The 20228-nt window shown below is 29.4% G+C and carries 8 protein-coding genes and 3 pseudogenes; 10 read left to right on the top strand and 1 reads right to left on the bottom strand.

Features of this window, described 5'->3' with window-relative positions; all coding sequences use genetic code 11:
• The first annotated feature begins 9 nt into the window (after positions 1–9).
• The 7 genes and pseudogenes from brxC to GTO82_RS09725 form a co-directional block, all read left to right on the top strand.
• The gene (brxC, locus tag GTO82_RS04880; RefSeq protein ID WP_180872733.1) at positions 10–3729 is read left to right on the top strand and encodes a BREX system P-loop protein BrxC; all 3720 of its coding nucleotides are present in this window, start codon (positions 10–12) and stop codon (positions 3727–3729) included.
• Between the two features lie 87 nt (positions 3730–3816).
• Positions 3817–7329: a BREX-1 system adenine-specific DNA-methyltransferase PglX gene (gene pglX / locus GTO82_RS04875; RefSeq protein WP_180872732.1), complete on the top strand. Its 3513-nt coding sequence runs from the start codon at positions 3817–3819 to the stop codon at positions 7327–7329.
• Between the two features lie 112 nt (positions 7330–7441).
• Positions 7442–11155 (top strand): ATP-binding protein, encoded by a 3714-nt coding sequence (locus GTO82_RS04870; protein WP_180872731.1) that lies wholly within the window; start codon positions 7442–7444, stop codon positions 11153–11155.
• 130 nt (positions 11156–11285) lie between these two features.
• Positions 11286–12193: pseudogene (locus GTO82_RS04865) on the top strand (DUF3644 domain-containing protein).
• A 255-nt stretch (positions 12194–12448) separates the two neighbouring features.
• Positions 12449–14941 carry a BREX-1 system phosphatase PglZ type A gene (gene pglZ, locus GTO82_RS04860; protein WP_180872730.1) on the top strand — a complete coding sequence of 831 codons (2493 nt, stop codon included), beginning with the start codon at positions 12449–12451 and terminating at the stop codon, positions 14939–14941.
• 354 nt (positions 14942–15295) lie between these two features.
• Positions 15296–15568 (top strand): hypothetical protein, encoded by a 273-nt coding sequence (locus GTO82_RS04855; protein WP_180872729.1) that lies wholly within the window; start codon positions 15296–15298, stop codon positions 15566–15568.
• Between the two features lie 303 nt (positions 15569–15871).
• A pseudogene (locus GTO82_RS09725) lies at positions 15872–15967 on the top strand (GNAT family N-acetyltransferase); the annotation flags it as partial.
• A 4-nt stretch (positions 15968–15971) separates the two neighbouring features.
• On the opposite strand, the gene GTO82_RS04845 reads toward GTO82_RS09725, so the two are convergent.
• Complete coding sequence (locus tag GTO82_RS04845) at positions 15972–17753, bottom strand: hypothetical protein (protein WP_180872728.1); 1782 nt, start codon at positions 17751–17753, stop codon at positions 15972–15974.
• A gap of 144 nt (positions 17754–17897) precedes the next feature.
• Here GTO82_RS04845 and GTO82_RS04840 point away from each other — a divergent pair.
• The 3 genes and pseudogenes from GTO82_RS04840 (at position 17898) to GTO82_RS04830 (ending at position 20123) form a co-directional block, all read left to right on the top strand.
• Positions 17898–18906, top strand: a pseudogene (locus GTO82_RS04840) (AAA family ATPase).
• Positions 18907–18963: 57 nt separating this feature from the next.
• Positions 18964–19875: an amidohydrolase family protein gene (locus GTO82_RS04835; protein WP_180872727.1), complete on the top strand. Its 912-nt coding sequence runs from the start codon at positions 18964–18966 to the stop codon at positions 19873–19875.
• 17 nt (positions 19876–19892) lie between these two features.
• Positions 19893–20123 carry a hypothetical protein gene (locus GTO82_RS04830; RefSeq protein ID WP_094497270.1) on the top strand — a complete coding sequence of 77 codons (231 nt, stop codon included), beginning with the start codon at positions 19893–19895 and terminating at the stop codon, positions 20121–20123.
• The last annotated feature ends 105 nt before the right edge of the window (positions 20124–20228 follow it).

Raw genomic sequence — 20228 nt, 5'->3', positions numbered from 1 at the left:
ATAATAAGTATGACAAAAATAAAGAATATTTTCAAAAAAGATATTGATCGAGATATTCGCGGAGTTATTAAAATTGGTCAAGATAGTGAAAAAATTAAGAAACAAGAACTTGAAGAGTATGTTATTACTGATGAATTAAAGAATGATTTTACTCGCTTTTTTGATGCTTATGATAAAAGTATTGATGCACCTACAGATAAAATGGGAGTATGGATTAGTGGTTTTTTTGGTTCAGGTAAATCACACTTCTTAAAAATTTTATCTTATCTTTTAGAAAATGATATAGTTGATGGACGTAAAGCAATAGACTATTTTTTAGAAGATGGAAAATTTGATGATAACCATTTATCTAATGCTATTGAAAAAGCTACAAGTGTATCAACTGATGTTGCTTTATTTAATATTGATTCTAAAGCAGACTCCAATTCAGCCAATGATAGTAGTGCTATTTTAAATGTATTTCTTAAAGTGTTTAATGAACAGTTAGGATATTCTCCAATTGCAGAAGTTGCTGATATGGAGCGCTGGCTGGATAGTATTGGAAAATATGATGCATTTAAGAAGGCTTTCCAAGATCTTGATCCAGAAAATCACTCCTCATGGGAAGAAACTAGAAGCAGATATGCGATTATGTTAAATACACGTATTAAACCTGCACTGACTAGTTCTGGCGCATTAGATGAAGTAGATGCACAAAATTATATCAATGAATTTCTAAGTAAAAAGTTCAGTATTGATGCCATTGGATTTGCCAAATTGGTAAAAGACTATCTTGATAAAAAAGGTGGTAATCATCATTTTGTATTTTTGGCTGATGAAGTAGGGCAGTTTATCGGTGGAGATGATAACAAGATGCTTAACTTACAAACTATTGTTGAGCAGCTCGGAATTCAATGCCATGGACGTGCTTGGGTTGTAGTAACCTCTCAGCAACAAATGGATGAAGTTACAGGCAATTTCCATAAACATGAACGTGATTTTTCAAAGATTCAGGGTAGATTTAATACTCTAATCTCAATGAGCTCTGCTAATGCTGATGAAGTTATCCGGAAACGTTTATTGGATAAAAAGCCATTAGCTAAGGAAGAATTAGATGATTTATTTACTCAAAATGAATATAGCATTAACAATAAGATTAATTTCAGTGATGCTATAAAAAGAGAAAAATATGAGGATTCTCAATCTTTTGTTGATAATTATCCATTTATACCATATCAATTTAGTTTGCTAAAAAATGTATTATCAGCTGTTCGTAAGCATGGTGCCAGCGGTAGTCATATGTCTGATGGTGAGCGTTCAATGCTAGCCACTTTCCAAGAAGCTACTAAAAGGTACGTAGATGATGATTTAGGCAAACTTGTTCCGTTTTCTGCTTTCTTTATTGGGATGAAAGAATTCCTCAATCATGATCACCAAGCTGTATTTGATCAAGCAATGGGTGATACATATATAGCCAAAGATAGTTTCAATATTCAAGTCTTGGCTGTTTTATTTATGGTTCGCTATGTTGACAATTATCCATCAACTCTTGAAAATATTACTACGTTGCTTTTAGACGACATTAATCAAGATCGTCAAGAATTGACTGCCAAGGTTAAAGATGCTTTGAGCGTTTTAATTAGACAGAATCTTATTCAAAAGAATCTTGATACATATGAGTTCTTAACTGATTCAGAACAAGAAGTTAATGAAGCAATTAATGCGATTGATATAGATGATCAAAAAATTGTTCGTGAAATAGGTAGTTACTTGTTTACGTCTAATTTAATAGATTCTAAGTATGTTTATCCTAAAAAGAAAAATCAATATATTTTTGAATTTAATATGTATATTGATGGAATAGGATTAAATCCTCTAAAAAATGATTTGAATATTAGGATCGTATCCCCACTGCAATCTGGAAACTATCGTGAAATTGATTATAAGCAGCAGTCAGGTGATAACCGTAACATCATTGTCGTTTTAAAAAATGATGATCGGTATATTGAGAACTACAGACAAGTAGAAAAAATCAAAGAATATATGCAAAAGCCGGAATCAAGATCTGATGAAAAGATTAGATATATTGCGGCTAATCGAAACAGTCAAGCAAAGGATATCGAGCGTAATACACAAAAAATGTTGGAAGATGATTTGCTTGATGCTGATATTTATGTTGATGGCGATGTATTAGCTAAGGGCAGTAACTTTACTAGTCGTTTAGCTGAAGCTAAAAAGATAATTATTGATGCTAATTACCGAAATCTGCAATACATTGATGATGTTAAATCTGATCAAGACATTCTTAATGTATTAAAGGGTAATCAAAATGCTGTACTTTTGACTGATAATGAGCAAGCAATTAATGCGGTAATCGAATATATAAATGGACAAGCTGGTTTAATGAATAATATTTCCTTGTCTAGTGTGGTTGATCGTTTTAGTAAAATTCCGTATGGTTATAAGCCAAATGATACTGCTTGGCTAGTTGCTAAAGCATTTTCTGATGGTAAGCTTAAGATCTATTTCAATAATTCTAAGATCTCTTTAGATGAAGCGCGTAAAGATCCAAAATCAATTCAGCGATATTTTATCAGTAAGAGTAATCTATCAAGATTGACGATGAAGCCTGTTAAAGAAATCTCTGCACGCGAAAAGAAAGATGCCAAAGAATTTGCAAGTGATGTTTTAGAAGTCAGTTTAGTTCTTCCAGATGGTGCCACTTCTGAGCAATTAGCTGATGAGATTAAAAAGAAGACACAACAAAAAGTTAGAAGTCTTGAAGATATACTAAATTACAACCATGATAATAAATATCCTGGTAAAGATATTCTACATGAGGGAATTAACAGCTTAAAACAGATCTCTATGGTTCCTGATAGCGATCAAATCTTTTCAATTATTTCTAAACACTTAGATGATTTAGAGGATTGGCGTGATGAGGTTGAAGATAAAGCTATTCTACAATTTTATGGTGATATTGGTAATATTAGTGACCAAGAAAAAATTTGGAGAAAATCTAATAGCTATTTAGCACGTTTTAATCATGCTAAAGGATTTATTGAAGATGAAAATTTAAAAGAAATAGCTAATGAACTTGACAAGTATTTAGATATGGATCAATTTAATATTTCTATTCCTAAATTGAAGAATTTGAATTCTGAATTCGTTTCTTTATATAGTGATGACATGGATAAAGTCCATGAGAAAATCATAGGCAAGGTTAATGAAAGCTATGATCGACTTAAGAGTTTAGTAACTGATGCAGAATTTCCTAAAAAAGAAAGCGATGAACTTTTTGCTGAGGTTAACAACACTCTTAAATCGATAAGTGATCGTGCAGATCAATATAATGAAAGTAGCGATGAAAATGCATTCTTGAATTTAATTAGTTTAGATAATGCTATTGATTCTGCTAATGATAGATTAAGAAATAAAATTTCAGAAGTAAGCCAAGAGTTAGCTGAGAAGGCTCAACAGGAACAAGAAGCTGCTGCAAGGAATGTGGTAGAAGACGTCACTAATCCAGATAACAAGCAAGAAGAAACGGTTAAAGTTTCACCTTTACCTCAACCTAAGCCAACTGTAAAAATTAAGAAAACCATCTTTAAGAGGATTTATGATGTGGTTCCAGAAAATAGCTGGAAGATTGAAAGTGAATCAGATATTGATAAATACTTAAACGCTTTGAAAGTAAGTCTTGAAAAAGAATTAGAGGATAACGATATTATCAATATTGACTTTAAGTAGTTAAGGAAGAGACTGATTTTAATATCAGTCTTTTTTCTTGTTATAATTAATAGTAATTATTTGAAGTTTAGAGAGATTTAAAAAAGTATGGACAAAAATAAAATCAAAAAATTTGCAATTAATGCTAGAAAAAGTTTGAGAGATACAACGGAAATTCAGCTAGCTAATTTGGGTATTACAGATGAAAAGATTAATGATGAACTTTCTATCTCTACAAAAGATAAAAAGTACTATGTAGACGATAATGAAAATAATGCTTTAACTGGTAAACAAATTGGCTGGCGAAAAGATGTTGTTAATGAATTAAAAAATAGGGGATATGATGATGACCCTAAGACTGTCTTTGATGATTTTATTGAAGAAGTTGCCTACACTTGGTTCAACAGAATTATCGCAATTAGATTTATGGAAGTTAACAATTATCTGCCAAGTAGGGTAAGTGTCTTAACTAGTGAAGAAGGTAAGGCTGAACCTGACATCATTAATGAAGCAATGGAGATTGAAGATGATTTAGGTGGCTATAGTCAGGCAGAAAAAGAATTGATTTCGACTGCTTTGACTGAGAGAACTCCTGAATTGATGGATAAGCTTTATGCAATGCTATTTATTAAGCAATGTGATGCACTAAGTGACATTTTGCCAGGATTGTTTGAAAAAACTAATGATTATTTGAAGTTGTTGTTTACACCTAATTATAACCGTGGCGTTATTCAAGATTTGATTAATGAAATTCCTGCGAGTTATTTTGATGTAAATGAGGAAGGACAAGTTCAAATTATTGGATGGCTTTATCAATATTACAATAGTGAACCTCATGAAAAAGTAGTTAATATGAATGGTAAAGCTATTAAAAAAGATGAAATTCCTGCTGCTACTCAATTGTTCACTCCAGACTGGATCGTCCGTTATATGGTTGATAATTCATTGGGAAAGTACTATTTAGAGCGTCATGAAAATAGTCAACTAAAAGATGAATTGAAATATTTATTACCAAGTAAGATTGAATCAGTGAATAATGATCAAGATATTTCCAAATATAAATTTTTAGATAATGCTATGGGTTCAGGACACATATTAATCTATGCTTTTGACTTATTGATGAAGATGTATCTTGAAGAAGGATATTCTAAGAGGGATGCTGCACAAAAAATTATTGAAAATAATATCTTTGGACTTGAAATTGATAAACGAGCATTTCAATTAGCTTATTTTTCATTAATGATGAAAGGTAGAGAATATGATCGACGCTTCTTTAGAAGAAATGTAGCCAATAATCTCTACTACTTTGAAAATTTACATGTTTCCGAAGATTTTTATAATTTTATCGATAATGAAAAAACAAAAGAAGATTTAAAAAAAATAGTAGAAGCTTTTGCTGATGCAACAGAATTAGGATCTATTATAAAAATAGATCAAAACATTGATATTGATAATCTTCAATCTACAGTAGAGAAAATTGCTTTTGATGATAGCTTGGATGTTTTCGGAAACAAACGAACTAAAGATAAGATCCTTAAGATTCTAAGTATTATTAGAATAATGACTAACAAATATGAAACTGTTGTAACAAATCCACCATATATGAATAAATTCGATAAGAAGCTAAAGAAGTACTTACGAGATAATTATAAAGATTATTCTAAGGATTTATTCTCTGTATTCATTTATCATAATATGCATCTCTTACGTGATGGAGGGTATTCTGGCTATATGACTCCATTGGTGTGGATGTTTATTAAATCTTATGAATCACTTCGTAAAGATATTATTGATAATGTAAATATTAATAGTTTAATTCAAATGGAGTATTCCGCTTTTGAAGAAGCCACTGTGCCAATTAATACCTTTATATTGAAGAAAGCCGATGAAAAATCTGGCACTTATTTGAGATTAAGTAATTTTAAAGGCGGAATGGCTGTTCAAGAACAGAAAGTGTTGGAAGCTATTGCTGATCCTGAAGTTAAATATTTGTATCATGCTGATCAAGACAATTTTGATAAGATTCCTGGCAGTCCTATTGCTTATTGGGCAAGTAAAAATCTAATTTTAAAATTTAATTCTAATAATATAGCATCTTTCGGGCCAGTAAAATCAGGTATTATGGTAAATAAAAAATTTATCCGTTTTTGGCATGAATTAAAGGCAGAAGAAATACAATTTGATGCTTGTAAGGTAGATGATATGTCACCATATAAATGGTTCCCTTTAAATAGTGGTGGAGGGTTTAGAAAATGGTATGGATTAAATAATGATGTTATCGATCTTGAAAATGATGCTAAAAATATAAAAGAATCTGGAACTAATTATCGATTACGTGATTCTAAGTTGTATTTTAAAGATGGTATTACATGGGGGAGAATAACTTCTGGTGGGTCATCATTTAGAAAAGCACGAAGTGGGAGCTTATTTGGTGATGCAGGTCCGATGTTTTTCCCTAATAATAAAGAAAATTTGAACTATATTCTAGGAGTTTTGAACAGTAAAGTTCTATCAAAATTAGAGTTGATTTTAAATCCAACTCTGAACTTTCAAGTGAATGACTTGGCTCAAATCCCAATAGTATTTGATAAAAAATATAAAACAAAAATAGATATGCTAGTTAGCAATAATATTTTGCTTTCTAAAACTGATGACTTTGAATGGGAAACATCATGGGACTTCAAACGTAGTCCGTTATTAGTAAATAAAGCTGCAACTTTAGAACAAGCTTATAATAATTGGTCACAAGAAGCTTTAGATAGATTTAACCAACTTAAAGCCAACGAAGAAGAGCTTAATCGTATCTTTATTGATCTTTATGGTTTACAAGATGAATTAACTCCAGAAGAAGACGATAAGGAAGTTTCTGTTCGTAAAGCTGATCAAGTTCGTGATATTAAAGCATTCCTATCCTACTTTATTGGTTGTGTCTTTGGTCGTTATTCACTTGATCAAGATGGACTTGCATATGCTGGCGGTGACTGGAATGCATCCCTTTACTCAACCTTCAAGCCCAACAAAGAAAACATTATTCTTTTAACTGATCGTCAATATTTTGATGATGAGCGTGATATCATTGTTCGTTTGCATGAGTTCTTATCTAAGACTTTCGATCCAGAACATCTAACGGATAATATGAACTTCATTGCTCAAACTTTGGATCCTAAGAAGTTCGAACGTGGAGTTAGTGCAGAACAGATTATACGTTACTATTTCGTCAATGATTTCTACAAAGATCATGCTAAGATATATCAAAAACGTCCAATTTATTGGGAATTTAATTCTGGTAGAAACAAGGGATTTAAGGCTTTAATGTACTTACATCGCTACACTCCAGAACAACTTGCAATGGTTCGCCAATATCTTCACGATTTGCAGCCGGCAATGAACGATTTAATCGAAATTGATAATGATTTATTAGATCAGGAAACAACGGCAAGTGCTAAGAGCAAATATCGAAAGATTATTTCAACTCTTAATAAGCAAATGAATGAATTAGTTAAGTATGACCAAGTCTTAGATCACTTATCTCAAAGTCCAGTAGATTTAGATCTTGATGATGGTGTTCTTGCTAATCATGACAAATTGCAACAAGGAGAAAAGTTGTTGACTAAGTTATAATTATAGAAAAAACTTATCTAATCAATATGATATAGATAAGTTTTTTTGTTTATAATTTAAATGAATCTCTGTGAAAGTACACTATTTTTATGGAAAGAAAGTGACTTAGTGGATGAACGAATTAAATAAAATCGAAAATGCTATTAAAGAAATTGATGCGACAACCTTTCAAAAACTTTGTGATGAATATTTATCTCGTATTTTCGGAGGAACATTAAATCCTCTTGGTTCTGAAGATGGTAAAAATAAACCAACTAAAGGAACACCAGATTCGTATATTATAAATGATAATGGTGATGTGTATTTGATGGAATATACATCACAAGAGAGTAGGTTAATTCAAAAAATTAATAGCGACTTAAAAAAACTTAGTGAATTGAATATTAATAAACGCACTGTAAAAAAGATTATTTATTGTTCAGCTACATCAAACGTAAGTATAGAATACATCGACTCGTTAAAAGAAAAGTATAAGAAAGAAAATATAGAGTTTACATTTATTTCAAACTTTGAATTAGCCAAATATATTCAAGATAAGTACCGTGATTTAGCCAATAAATATTTAGGATTTGCATTACCGCCACGGCAACTAAAAAATATTAGTGAATTTGGGGAAGAATATAATAAGCAATTTAGTGGATCAAAATTAAATTCATATTTTGCTTATAGAGAAAAAGAGCTTGCAGAAATAAATGAATATTTTAAGACACAAAATATTATAGTGCTCACAGGTAAACCGGGTGTAGGAAAGACGAGGTTAGCCTTTGAATTTGCTAAAAGAAATTTCTTGAATAATAGTTTTTTCGCACGAAATGTATATGATATTAACGCTCTAATATCCGAACTTCAGATTGAATTTTCAGATGATTCTACTAAATTAATTGTTTTTGATGATGCAAATCAAATTGAAAATTTGGAGAAAATATTTAAAGCTTTTGTTCAACAATTAAATTCTGGAAAAGTAAAGATTTTAATTACAGTACGCGATTATGTAAAAGAAGATATAGAAAATAAAGTAGATGAATACTCTTCAGTAAGTACCATTAATTTACAATCAATCAATACTGAAGAAATTAGAGAATGCATTACAAAAGTATACAATATAAAAGATGAGTATATTTTAGATATAATTTGTGAAATATCTCATGGAAATCTTAGAATGGCGATGTTAACATCTGAAGTATATTTGAAAAAACATAGAATTATTGATATTGCAGATGCGTCTCAAGTTTATAAAAAACTACTTAAAAATGTACTAGAAAATGTAATTGATAATGATCGACAACTTATTTGCTTAGGAATAATTGCTTTTTTTGGAAATTTAAATATTAATAACGAACAAGAAAAAGTTTTATACAAACCAATATTAGATAGAGCCAATATTTCATATACCGAATTTAAACGAAATATTGCTTTACTTGATAAACAAGAATTAATTGATTTTATAAATCAAAAATACATATATTTTTCAGATCAAACGTTAAAAGCTTATGTTTTAAAGATTGTCTTTTTAGATGAAAAGTTAATTTCTTTAAAAGATCTAATAGAATATACTTTTGAAACCAAAGCTGAGCCGGCTATTAATTGTATCAACGATTTGATAAATACCTTTTACAATGAAGAAAATAAAGATTATCTTACTCAAGTTGTAGAAGAGGTTTGGAAATATTTGGAAGATAAACATAGTGCAAATTATTTAGACTTTGTTTTGGATTTTGTAGAATTTGATGTTAATAAAACTATTGAAACAGTGAAAGAAAAAATTGATCAAATTAAACAATATCCAAGAAAGAATAATATTAGTTTCAATGTTTCGGATAATAGTAGATTAGATGATATTATTTTAAAAATAATTAATCATCTTTCTTATACTGATAGCTATAAATATGCTTCTGAGTTATTCTGTCTATATTTAAATAAACAACCACAGCTATTTTCTGAATTTCATGCAGCTATAATTCAAGATTGGGCCATAGATTATGACACATTTATTAATTATAAATTTAAAAGACAGATTAGTTTGATTAAGGAATTGATGAATAGCGAAAGATTCGATAGTGAGGTAAATATTTATTTACTTTTATCTATCATGCCTAAATATTTAGAATTAGTAATTGAAGAAACTCATGGAGTTGTTAATGAACCAAATAAATTTATGACACGCAAATTTTTATCTTCTGCTACTGAAGATAATCTTGTTTTTAGAGAGCAACTGTGGACATTCTTATTGAAACTTGATTTTAATTTTGATAGTAAAGTTAGAAAAATTGTAGCAAACTATGGATTAGAGTTATTTGGATTGAACAATATAGATGATACTACTAGAAAAGTTGTTCAATTTGATTTGAAATATATTAGTAAATTAATTCATAAACTATTTGATCCAAAAAGCCTTATAGATTGTGTTGCAGTGGGTCAAATTAAAAATAGATTATTTAAGATAAATATCGAAATTTCCAATATAGATAATTTCCTAAATAATAGTGATTATCGTCTTTACCAAGATATCGAAAGTATTAGACGTGAAAAGAAACACAAAAGTAATAATTTTCTAAAAAAATATGTTGATGATAATTTAAACTCCGATGTAGAAACTTTGAAAAATATAGTAAACATTATTGATAACTTAGAAAAAAGATCTCAGACTTATGGCTTGTTGATGGTTGTACAAATTATACTAGATAATTTAAAAAATAATAAAGATGATTACCTATCCGGTATAAAATTTTTATTTTCAAGTAAAATTGCAGTACCATCGATTTTTTATGCAATCATAAATTATTTACATACTGTAAGCTCTACATCAAAAATTATCCAGATATTAGATGAAGTAAAGAATGAAAGTAGAAAAGACTGGTTATATTATATTTATTTTGATAGCTTGCCCGAGAAAAATTTAAATTTTAAAACCTATGACTTATTAACAAAGTACTTAAAAAATGAAACTGTGAAAAGTATAGGAGGTTATAGCAATCGCAGTCTTGATTTTCTATATAAATTTAATACTGTTGATACACATGCATTTGAAGAATGTTGTAAAATTGTATATTCGAAAGAAGAAAAATTTAAAAGGATTTATTTTCACTTTTCCTACCTTGATGAGAAACAAAGTGAAAGTATCGTAAATTTATTTGATGATATCAAATTATTAATAGATATTTTTATCAATTATATTGATAATGATCAATACGATATATCTAATTATTTACTTGAAAAAATATATAAAAAAGATCGATCAATTTTAACTAGTTATGTGAATAAAATTTTAATCCCCAAATTAAAGAAGTTTCATTTTCATAATGAAGATCAATTACTTCTACTTTTAAAAAACAATAATAGTATTGAGATTTTAAATAAGATATGGAATCTAATATGTCAGAAAAAAGATAATTTTTTACTGATTGTTTGGTGTAAGGAATTAGTAAACTTAGTAGAAAAAGATGACTGTGTAGATAATTGGATAAAATTTTTTATAAAAAAAGGTAATTATGATTCTAGAGAAATTCGTATTTTGTTAGAAGGAATCAACATAAAAAATATTAAACTTTTTTATAAGTACCTTAAAGAATATATTCAAACTAAACCAGATATAAAAGAATTTGATAAAATTCAACTTTTTCCAATGAGCTATAGTATTCCGATGAACGAAAAAGGCATTAAGAAATTCCATGTTACTAATATAGAATCTCTTAAAGCTCTTTCTGAGTGGATAACATCTTTAGGATTAGACTATTTTGAGTATAAAAATAAAGTTGACATCTGTGTTAAAGGTGAAAGGGATATGTTAAAAGAAGATCTCGGAAAGTTAAGAGCTAATATTTATTAAAAAACTACGTAATTACACGCAGTTTTTTCCTATATTTTAGAATTTTTAATACATTTATTTTGTGGAAAATTTTAATGGGGATTTTGGTACAATAGTAAAGTTGATTTTTATGTAAAAGGAAAATAAATTAATGAATAATACCCTTTCTCAAAATACGGTTGATAAGAGTATAGAGTCTTTTTTAATGGGATTAGAAATTTACAATAAACCAACTATTAAGTATAGGTAGAAGGTTTTAGTTTTTTTATTTGTAACGCATGGGAATTGCTATTAAAGGCAATAATTATTGATAAAAATGAATCCATTTATTATAAAGACAAACAAAATAGAACTATTAGTTTAATTGATGCAGTAAAAAAGATCTATCCTGATAAACATACAAGAATTAGATTGAATCTTGAAAAAATAATAGAGTTAAGAAATATTAGTACCCATTTTATTACTGAAGAATATGAAGTTAAATACGCACCATTGTTTCAAGCGTGTGTATTAAATTATACTAATGAATTAGAAAAATACCAAAACAGAGATATTACTAAATATATATCTCAAGACTTTCTAACTTTATCAACTCGTTATGAGCCATTAAGCAATGAACAGATAAAAATGAAGTATCCTGCTGAAATTGCTCAACGTTTATATATTCCAAGAAAGAAAAAGAATGCCGATTTTACTGTCAGAATAGAAAGAAATTCAGAAAATTTCGTAGCTATAGTTAAAGACATAAAAGATCCATCTGATACACACTAATATTCTTACAATAATGTTATTATGGCAGTCAATGAACGATTAAATAAACAAAACATAAAATTACAGTATAAAAGTGGTTTTAATCAGTATGTTTTAAATATGATAATAGATTTTTATGACATTAAATCAAATCCTAAGTATTCTTGTGAACATGTAATAGGAAAACAACACAGTTATACTTATTCTAAACAATTTGTAGAATTTGTTGTTACCGAGATAAAGAAAGACCCTCAACACTTTGTTGAGAGTCTTAAAAAGTATAAAAACAAGATAACCCCGGGCACATAAGAATGCTCAGTGTAACAACTTACCCCGTTTTGGGCCCCAGCGTTAATCCTTAACAAGTTATCTTTCACTTTAAATTGTAAATCAATTATACAATTGTATAATTGAATATGCAAAATATTTATACTTATCAGATTTTTTAGTATTTCTATATTTTTATTATAGATAATTAAATAGAGTAGAATTTTTATATACTTAGGGTGCCTTTAGGATACTTTGCGACTGATATAATTTATTTAACGAACAGGAGTTAACAGTATGGCAACATTAACGACAGATAAAATTATTTCAGAACTTAAAAACTATTTTGAAGATAAATATCAGTATGTTTTTTGGTATGACGATAAGGCTCAGTTTAAAGATATCATTGATCAAATTGCTTCTAATTTAAATGAAGTTAAACTATATAAAGCTCAAGCTAATCAACAATTTAAAACAAAAATTAACCTTTTAAGTGATTCTCAACATAAATATTTAATTTATGCACCTTATGAACGACCAAGAATACAAGAAAATTATTTAACTGATCTGGAATACTATTCGAAGCTTTTTACTGCTGATGCAACACAAATTATACTAGAAGAATTAAATTTGTCAGTAGATAAATTATCTTTTGTAAAACAATATCATACATTTTTTGGTGCTAAAGATAGACGCAAGAACTTTATTAAGTATTGGAACGTAGATTTCGATACCACTCCTGAAAAAGGTATTATCGCAGCAATTACCAAAACTGAAAAGCTAGATATTAATGAATTATTGATGAAAATTATTTCTGCCGGAAAAGAAAACAATCAATATTTATTCCTTTTTGCTAAATATAATGTACTAGATTATTTTTGGAAACTAGTTGGAAATTATTTCGGCTATGATACTATTGAAAATGCTAACTTAGATAATCTAATTAATAATCTTTTTTTCACATATTTAGATACAGAATTAGATATTAAAAATTCTAGTAAATTTCAAAATTTATTATTAAGTAATAGAGATAATGTACAAATTTTTATTGATCGCTTTGCTGATTCTAATAAATATAATAAATACTATATCTCAGAGTCAAATCGTGTTTGGAATGAATTGAAATTACATGATTTACTAGTGCAAGAGTCTCTCAGTAATTTAACAAAGGTAACTATTTTTGAAGAAGTAAACAGTATCGTATTAACAAAAATTAGAGATAAATTTATTGATAATCAAGTTACTGATTATGAACAAGTTCTAAATATTATTGATCGAATGTCTAGCCACACTCGCAATAACTTCTCTAATAATAGAGAAAATGAATATAGATTTTTACGTTATAGTGCTGAATTATTTAATTTGCGTATCCCATTATTTGAAAACTGGCAAAAAGAATTGGACGGATATATAAATAATGAATACCAAATAGACACTATTTATCGAAAATTATTATTAGCTTATACAAAAATTAGTAATAACGATTTATATAGTAAAATCAAAAAAAATATTGATTTGTATTATGGAAATATTTTATTGAATAGCTCGGTTAAACAATGGAATAATACCTTTGATTTATCAGAAGTACCAAGTGATCTAAAACAAGAAAAATTTTATCATAATCATGTATCTCATGTGCCAGAAAGAGTTGTAGTAATTTTTTCAGATGCCTTACGCTTTGAAGTTGGTAAAGAGCTAGAAGATGAGTTAGATAATAATGATCGATTAACTTTAAATATGAAATATGCGCTTACTAGCTTGCCGTCAGTGACGTATATGGGAATGAATGTTATGCTACCACACAATAGGCTTAGATGGGAGGCAGAGAAACATAAAGTTAAAGTAGACGATAAAAACGCTGAAAATACTTCTGCTCGTAATAAAATTTTAAAAACATTCAATGAAAGTAACACAGCTGCTCAACTAAAAGATATCTTAGAAATGACTTCAAAGGAAGTGAAAACTTTCATTAATGGTAAGAATTTAATTTATTTGTATCACAATCAAATTGATGCTAAAGGACATGAACTAAAAACAACTAAAGAACTAGTAGATGCTACAGAAAAGGCAATTGAGGAAATCAAAAAAGCTATTCAAGCTTTACGAACAAACGGTGTGTCGCACATCATTGTAACAGCCGATCATGGCTTTATTTATCAAGAACGTCCAATTTATGATACCGACAAAATTGATTTAGCAAATGAAGACTATTTAGGCAATGCACATTTAAGATATTTGATTACCCCCGATAAATTAAGCGTAAGGGGAGTTAAAAGTACTACAATGGGTATTAGCTTATCTAATGATGATAAAACTAATATTTATTATCCAACAAGCCCAAACGAATTTATTGCAAGAAGTGGAAGTAAAAATTATGTTCACGGCGGCTCTTCTATTCAAGAAATGTTAATTCCAATATTAGATATCAAAGCAACTTCACGAAAATCCGCTGCGCAACCAGCAGAAATCAAATTAGCGGCTACTACTTTTAGAATTAATAGTTTAAAAATGAATCTACTTTTTAATCAAGTAGCTTCAGTTAGTGATAGAGTATTACCAACTGAATATAATGTATTCTTTGTTGATGAGGATGAAAAGATGATTTCTAATAAAGTAGTAGTTGAAGCAAATCGTAAGGGATCTGCAGCTGATCGTACTCTTCCTGTAACTATTACAATTCAGAATACAAATTATAATCTTAATAAAAAATATTATTTAGTAATTGAGAATCAAGATACTAATTATTGTCAAAAAATAGAATATACCATGGATATATTTTCAAATAATTAAATGTATAAGTATTAATCATATAGATAGTAGATAGATCAGGATGTTTTTCTGATCTATCTACTATTGATCCTAAGAAAGCTAATGACCTCAATGACAAAACTAACATCTGCACAACAAGCCTTGCACCAGGGCTTAATTACTTTATTAAGTCCTAAGAAAATAAATCAAGTTTCTATTAAAGAGCTAACCAAACATCAAACGTTGCTCGAAGTACTTTCTACGCATATCACGATAATATAGACAACTTATTAGAAGAAATAGAAAATACATTTATAGAAAAGCTGAATACGCTTGATCAGAGTATCAGAGATCCAGCTACAAACAACTTTACATATTTTTATGAAGTGTTAAGTTATGCTAAAAAATAGCAATCTGCTTTCAGCTTTATTAATTAAAGATTGCGATTATCGTTTAGCTGAAAAATGGAAGACAGCAATTAAAGAAAATTTGTATCGGCGCTTTAAGTTAACTAATCCTAATATTAAAGCAGAACTTTTATTTGAAATGACAGCAAGTGAGGTAATTTCGGCAGATATTTTTTATCTAAAGCACAAGAGTAAATTTGATCGAAAATTTATCCTAGATCTGATTTCAAAAGAATTAACTAACTTAGCAACTTATTTTTAGACATTTTTGGCAATTGTGTAGTGTTAAATTCGCATATTTCTTCATAAAATATTTTTACAAACTAAGGTATTTTATGAGGTGAATGATTATGTCAGAATATAAAGTTCATATAATTAATACTGGAAAAGTTAGGATTGAGCCTGAATTAGCATTTGGTGGAGACCATTGCTCAACTCCGAAGGCTGCTGGCTTTTCAATTAAAAAATCACCTAAAATATCGTTGCCTGTAAATGTCTTTTTGCTCGAAACGTTGGATAAATTAATCTTGCTTGATACAGGTTGGGATCGTTCAATGAGTCCAACTATGAGAAGAGAGGATTTAAGAATGAAGGCAAAACCTCTGATGATATCCCTGATCCGGATGGAATCAGTAGCTATAACATGGTGAAAGATATTTAGTATTTTATTTTATATGATAGGTTTCGGATGAATTAAACAGACGGAATTCTTTAATATTTTTAGCTTTTATATAATTTAGCCTATTATTATCAACATCCCGAACTTTTAAATAGAAATTTAGTGGGATAGTTTTAGCCTCTGTGATCATATTTTTAATATCTCGAGCGGTATAAATATCTAGTTCTTCGGTATAATACTGGCCATAAGAAGTCATTAGAATGGTGTGATTAATTTTGCTCGCTTTAGTTATCTGACTTTTATCAATGAAAGATTCTCTTGTCATGACTTTATTACGACGAATGTTACGAAGCATTTGACGTAGATGAAGTTCTTTTTCGATTTGTTTTATACTATTTTCATTAAAGTATTCTTCATTTGCATTTGTATAAGCTGGTTTAAGCTGCAATTTTTGAATTATCTTTTCTAATTGCATTCCGGTAAGATTTAATTGTTGAGAAATTTCTTCTTTGTTAAAAGATTTTACTTTTGCAGGATTAATATTTTGTGTTAAAGGTTGATTGTTAGTCTGACACCATTCTTTATATTTTTCTAAAAAGATTAAGTGATCTGGAGTTTGATCATTTCTATCTCTCATAATCATCCCAACTAGCGCATCATTTGTATCAGGTATTGGAGAAAGCTTTGTTGGATAGTTTGTAGAAATTTCAATAATTTGATCTTTATCTTCACTTTGGTTTGGTAGTTTAGCTCTGGTCGAAAAACTAATTTTCATTCCAGGCTTTAGGCGACCGAGTTTAATTAAAGGCGGATTAATCTTGAAAAAAGCATTTTGTGAGACACTCTCGTTTAGTTCATTAAATATATCAACAAATTTAACACACGGAACGAAATTTCCATTTTGATCATTATAGTAAAAATAGCGACTAAATTGCGCATGGTATCGCTGAAGTGACCGTGTATGATTAATAGTCTGATGGACGGAGTGCTTGATGTTTTTTACTTCTCTAGTAAAATTAGGAGATTTTGCTTTTTGCTTTCTTTTTTTGATGGCTTTATGAGCTAAGCTTCTTTCAATATAAGATTGATGCTTTGAACGTTGATAATTAGTAAATGCGGTACCAGATAAGGCTAGAAGACTAGTGAGTTCATGTGTGGTAGGGCTTTTAGAAAAAAAGGTATCATTTTTCTTATTATTGATTTTTAAAATCCAATCATTATGTCTATCATAATCAGTTATAAATTTGTGTGATATATCAGTTTTTTGATCATTTCTTTCATCTGGTCCGACAAAAATACCTGCCCCTAGAATTACAGTTTCTCTTAATTCATATTTGACCTCTTTCTTTGGTCCAAAATAGATTCCAATATTGCTAACACCTTTAATCGCGTCACCAACAGCAATCGACTGGGGATTAGTAATAGTATGCTTGATATACTTTGTATTAAGCCAAACGTGACGCTCTAATAGTTTACAATTATTATCACTATCAACTGCAAACACTTTCTCTAACAGCACTGCTGGTTTATTTTTATTTCCAAAAGGCCAACCTATATCAGAAACTAAAGCTATCCAGTGCAAAGACTCCATATTTTGATAATATTTTTCTAAAGACTTATGCCTGTTTGAATGATATATTTTGTGATTCAAATAGTTGTTGAGACTATAAACTCTTGCTAAGTTATATTCATCGATCAGAGGATGTTCAGCTAAAGTATTTTCATCAACATATGGAAACAGCGGTAAGTTATCACTTGGAAAAACTAAACTATCCTGGTATTGTTTTTGTTTTAGATTTAAAAAGAAATTTTTTAAAAAATTAAGCATAATTTCTACCTCAAAAAATATTTGCTTTTTAAATTATATCGAACGTGTATTCGCACTTAAAGAGAATTTTTACTTTAGCATAAAAATTTTTTCTTATATTATAGAATATATAGAAACCGTTTATAAAAATAGAAGGTGAAAATATTGCCAATTAAACAACCACTAGCAGATTTAATGCGACCAAAGCAATTGAAAGATCTGGTAGGTCAAGAAGAGCTAGTTAACGAAGGGGTACCGCTATATCAAATAATTCACAAGCATGTACCAGTTTCATTTCTTTTATGGGGACCTCCTGGAACAGGAAAGACTAGTTTAGCCCATATCATTGCTCGAGAATATAACTATCCTTTAGCAAATTTCAATGCATCAGTTGATAACAAATTAAAGTTAACACAAATCATTAATACTTATCCTCATCGATCTTTTGTCTTATTAATAGATGAGATTCATCGAATGACAAAAAATATTCAAGATTATCTCTTGCCATACCTTGAAAACGGACAAGTAATGTTAATTGGAGTCACCACTGAAAATCCAATCATGTCAATTGGTCCTGCGGTTAGGTCACGTTGCCAGATTTTTGAATTTAAAGCTTTAAGCGATCAAAATATCTTAACGGTTTTAAAAAAGGCGACGGCAGATGTCTTAAAAATAGAAAAAGACAAGATTGATTCGGAGACATTTAAAATGATTGCTACATCGGCTGATGGTGACCTACGCGTGGCTCTCAATATTTTAGAAACTGTTCACGCAATTAACGGAGATAAATTATCAATAGACGCTGTCAAAAACTTTGTAAAAAAACAACATTTTGCATATGATAAAAAAGCTACTAAGCATTATGACTACTTAGCGGCATATTCAGATTCTATGGTAGGCTCAGATACTGACGCTGCACTATATTACTACTAAAAAATGGTGACTTACCTTCGGTAGTTAGGCGTCTGCGTGAGATTCCATAGAAATAACCGGCGGAGTATTAATTGAAAATCCATTTGAGCAACCATTCCAGATCGCTAAGCAGAACTATATGCCAAAAGGATTTGAAGGTAAAAGATATTATTTTGCCAAAGATAATTTGAATGAAAAGAAGCTTGAGCAACAGTACTTAAAGCTACATAAGTATATTTATGGTCAAGATTATAAAAAATAAGCTTGCAATATTATAAAATGAATTTGAAAGAATTATTTTATAGAGAAGGCAAAAATTATGAAAATTGACGCATTTGCACATATTCTAACTCCAAATTTTTATCAAACAATGCTTGATATTGACACAACTATTCCGCAAAAATATCCATTTATCAAAATTGAAACTTTGGTTAGCTTAGATGAAAGGCTAGAGCAGTGGCCAGATAAAAATACCAAGCAAGTTGTTTCATTTGCAAATATTAATCCTGAAGATTTTGTAAATGGTGAAAAATCTAATAAAATTGCAGTAGATGCTAACCAAGAATTAGCTGGTATTGTAGCAAATTATCCAGATAAATTTGAAGCTGGAGTAGGTATGTTGGCAATGAATAATATCCCTGCTTCACTTAAGATCTTAGACTATATCAAAAAGAGTCCATATCTAGTTGGTGCTCAAATTTTTACCAGACACTTGGGTAAAAGTATTGCCTGTCCTGAATTCGAGCCTGTTTTGATAAAAGCAGCTGAATTAAATCTTCCATTGTGGTTACATCCAGTATTTGATAAGCGAAAGCCAGATAATAATCTCGTATTTTCTTGGGAATATGAATTATCGCAAGCTATGTTACAACTGGTTCAAAGTAATATCTTTAAGAAAGCTCCCAACTTAAAAATTCTAGTTCACCATGCTGGTGCAATGGTTCCTTTCTTTAGTGGGAGAATTGAACACATTTTAGATCAAGAGCATGCAGAAATGTTTAAGAATTTCTATGTAGATACAGCTATCTTAGGTAACACTCCTGCTTTACAATTAGTACTTGATTATTTTGGCATTAATCATGTTTTGTTTGGAACTGATGCTCCGTTTGCAGTAATGCCATCGGGAGCTGATGAGATTGTATCTAATGCAATTGAAAATCTAGATATCTCGGATTTATATGATAAAAAGATCTTTGAAACTAATTATTATCATATGCTTGAGAGACAATAAGGGAGAGAGTGAGTATTATGACTGCGAATGAAAAAATTATCGCACTAGTTAAGCCGGAATATTTAAATAAAATACCTAAAATGTTTCGTAAACACGCAACTGAAAATACTTGTAAATTAATTGCGAGGGAGCATCCCGATTTATATAAAGCTTTTGAAGAAGAAGCTAGTGCAGAAGAAAAAGAAGAAATGAAAAAAATAGTAAACGGTATTTTCGAAGAACGAATGAAAAAACATAAAATGTTGTAAAAGCAATCTTCAGCAATTTTTGCTGTTGATTGCTTTTTTGTGCATAAAATAATAGTTCATATTTCTATTCATCCTTACTAAGTGATACATTAAAAGTGAAAGAAT

Origin of the sequence: Lactobacillus johnsonii (genome assembly GCF_013487865.1) — a bacterium.
Classification (GTDB): domain Bacteria; phylum Bacillota; class Bacilli; order Lactobacillales; family Lactobacillaceae; genus Lactobacillus; species Lactobacillus johnsonii_A.
This window is presented reverse-complemented; position numbering and strand designations above follow the sequence as displayed.